Origin of the sequence: Bradyrhizobium sp. Leo170 (assembly GCF_004296405.1) — a bacterium.
Lineage (GTDB): Bacteria > Pseudomonadota > Alphaproteobacteria > Rhizobiales > Xanthobacteraceae > Bradyrhizobium.
Map to the genome: position 1 here is coordinate 1 of NZ_PSRR01000635.1, position 2172 is coordinate 2172.

4 protein-coding genes are annotated in these 2172 nt (G+C 62.0%); 2 read left to right on the forward strand and 2 right to left on the reverse strand.

The window, feature by feature from the left end; all coding sequences use genetic code 11:
• Nucleotides 1–398: 398 nt before the first annotated feature.
• Together CWO89_RS43390 and CWO89_RS43395 are read left to right on the forward strand one after the other, a co-directional pair.
• Nucleotides 399–647: a type II toxin-antitoxin system VapB family antitoxin gene (locus CWO89_RS43390; RefSeq protein WP_130584297.1), complete on the forward strand. Its 249-nt coding sequence runs from the start codon at nt 399–401 to the stop codon at nt 645–647.
• Nucleotides 644–1057, forward strand: coding sequence for a type II toxin-antitoxin system VapC family toxin (locus CWO89_RS43395; RefSeq protein ID WP_130584298.1), 414 nt, complete (start codon nt 644–646; stop codon nt 1055–1057). Before CWO89_RS43390 ends, CWO89_RS43395 begins: the two co-directional genes overlap by 4 nt.
• A 177-nt stretch (nt 1058–1234) precedes the next feature.
• Here CWO89_RS43395 and CWO89_RS43400 read toward each other — a convergent pair whose 3' ends face one another.
• Both CWO89_RS43400 and CWO89_RS43405 read right to left on the reverse strand, forming a co-directional pair.
• On the reverse strand, nt 1235–1657 hold the full coding sequence (locus CWO89_RS43400) for a type II toxin-antitoxin system VapC family toxin (RefSeq protein ID WP_130584299.1): 423 nt from the start codon (nt 1655–1657) through the stop codon (nt 1235–1237).
• A complete protein-coding gene (locus CWO89_RS43405; protein WP_349644941.1) occupies nt 1657–1944 on the reverse strand; it encodes a type II toxin-antitoxin system VapB family antitoxin in 288 nt (95 codons plus the stop codon). Before CWO89_RS43405 ends, CWO89_RS43400 begins: the two co-directional genes overlap by 1 nt.
• Between the last annotated feature and the right edge of the window lie 228 nt (nt 1945–2172).

Consider the following 2172-nt stretch of genomic DNA (forward strand, 5'->3'; position numbering starts at 1 on the left):
GGCTGCGTTTGAAGATCTCATCGACGAGATCGGGCAAACGATCACCCAGTCGGCACTTTCCGTGCTGGAGAAGTATCCGGCGAAGCAGGTCTCGCGCGAGCTGGGTAGCGAAGCCGCGATGTTAGCCGCACTGAAATTCGGCACTGGCGGCCTATACCGGCCATGTCGGGCTGAATGACGCCCAGGACGAGCTTCGAATGGCAATGGGTGAGGTGATGAGGAATATGCGCGCTTCGCCTGAGTTGGCGGGTCGACCGAGCTTGAATTCGTAAGCGGCACGCAGCTTGGCGGATTTCCGATCGACGAACGGCGCAAAATGGCCTGGAAGATGGCTAGCCAGCAGAAGCCATCTTGATGGCAAGCCTATTCTCCCTATATGCTCAAGGAAGGGGTCGTACATGGCCGAACCGCAACTTTCAGTCCGCAGTGCCAAGGCACGAGATCTTGCCCATCGCCTTGCGCGTCGAGAGAATCGCTCGATCGCGGATGTGGTCGAACGCGCGCTGGAAGCCTACGAGGAGCGCGCATCTGGCCGCGAATCGCCGGCGGCTTTCTATGCCCGACTGAAGGCAACCGGCGATGTGGATATCGACCTTGAGGCGATCATCCGCGAAGGCCGCCGACCCCACACTGGACCCGAACTTTGATCTTTCTCGACACCAATGTGATCTCTGAGACCTTGAGGAAGACACCCGACGACGCGGTGATAGCGTGGCTGGTACGCCACGATGCAGAGCTTGCGCTTCCCACGGTTACAATCGCCGAGATAGCGTTCGGAATTCAGAAAATCAGGCCCGATCAACGCGCCGAGCGCCTGGAACGCGGCTTGTTGGATTGGCGCCAACGATTCGCCGATCGGATCTTCGGCCTGACGGAAGAGGCCGCGCTGGCGTATGGCGACATCATGGGGGAGGCGACACGGCGTGGCCAACCCATGTCGGTTCCCGACGGCATGATCGCAGCCATCGCCCGTGCCAACGGCGGTCGATTGGCTACGCGGAATCTCAGTGATTTTGGCTCGACAGGGCTCGAATTGATTTCGCCGTGGAACTTCTGAGGATAGGGGCGCGACGTCAGAGACCGGCGGCCTTGGTGAGATTCACCCGCAAGCGGTCGCGCCGTCGCCGCGATTTTCGCATCCCAGACAGGCAGAATGCCCCGAGCTGGCGAAAGGTGGGGATCCGATCTGCCCAAACCCCAGCTGTCCCGCCTCTTTCCGCAACGAGGGCCGCTGCTATCGAAGATCGGTCTGCGCGAAGTCGCGACCCTTGTAGAGGAGCGGGATTCGGTAAGCCTTGGCGCAGGCATAGGCGAAGCAGTCCCCGAAATTGAGCCGCGCGGGATGGTCGACCAGGCGGCTATAGGTCTGCGCCGCTTCGAGGGCCTTGCGACCGATATCCGGCGAGACGGAGATTTCCTGGGCGCCGAGCGAGGTGACGAATTCCCGCACCGCGGCTTCCGCCTTGGCGAGGAGGGCGGCGTCGCGCGGTAAGCCGGTTTCGCGGGCGAGCTTCGCGGCAAGCGATGCGGAGGCATCGAACAATACGAGGGGGGAGACGAAAAAGCTCGTTTTCGAGCCATTCAAGCGGCCGGCGAGCTCGGCTCCATCCGGCTCGCCGCCGAGAATAGCGATAATGGCCGAGGCATCGAGGAACATCAGGCGCCCCACATCTCGTCGGTGAAGGCCTTCATGTCGAAATCGTCTGTGCCGGCGAGGCCGCGCTCCGCAGCGTTGGCCCGAATGTCAGCGACGATCGCGAGAGCATTGCCGATTCGTTGGCTCGGCAGCATATTCTCGGTCTGGCGCTTGATCTCGTGTTCCAGCGCGAGACGCACGGCTTCTGTTTTGGTCCGAGAGCCTGTGATGGCCTGGAGCCGGCTGGCGAGGTCGTCGACCTGATCGTCACGAATGAAGAGGGGTATGAGATATCTCCTTTGGGATATCTATCATATCCATCATTGAATATCCATGATGATGGCCGCCCCGACGCCTGTCACCAGTCGGGTCCCGTCTGTCTGTCTGCCTGGAGACGGGCGGACCCTGCGCTGTGGTGCAAGCAAGGCCGGGACTCGGCGGTCAAAGGCCCGCGGCCTTGGTGAGGTTGACCCGGAAGCGGTCGCGCCGGCGCTGATAACGGCGGGTCTGCTCGGCGCTGGCGTGCCCGAGCTGCT